Source organism: Bacillus sp. SIMBA_154 (assembly GCF_046536015.1).
In the GTDB taxonomy this organism is placed as follows: domain Bacteria; phylum Bacillota; class Bacilli; order Bacillales; family Bacillaceae; genus Bacillus; species Bacillus pumilus_P.
In genome coordinates, this window is the sequence record NZ_JAWJBV010000460.1 from 1 (window position 1) to 252 (window position 252).

Sequence of the window (252 nt, forward strand, 5' to 3'; positions counted from 1 at the left end):
TATAAGTAACCGACGCCGATGACAAAAAACGCGGATGACACAATGTTAAACACGATATACTTCAATGATTCTCTTAATTGAATTTTCGTTCCGCCAAGCACGATCAGCATGTAGGACGCGATAAGCAGAAGCTCAAAAAAGACGTACATGTTGAACAGGTCACCCGTCAAAAACGCTCCGCTTACGCCGGCCAGAAGAAACTGCACCCCTGAATAATAGAAAGCGCGCTCCCTTTTTTCTCCGATGGAGCGG

1 protein-coding gene is annotated in these 252 nt (G+C 46.0%); it reads right to left on the reverse strand.

What is annotated here, in order from left to right:
* Positions 1-252: proton-conducting transporter transmembrane domain-containing protein (locus tag R0K30_RS22775; RefSeq protein WP_410613212.1), on the reverse strand; the 252-nt coding region annotated here is incomplete at both ends.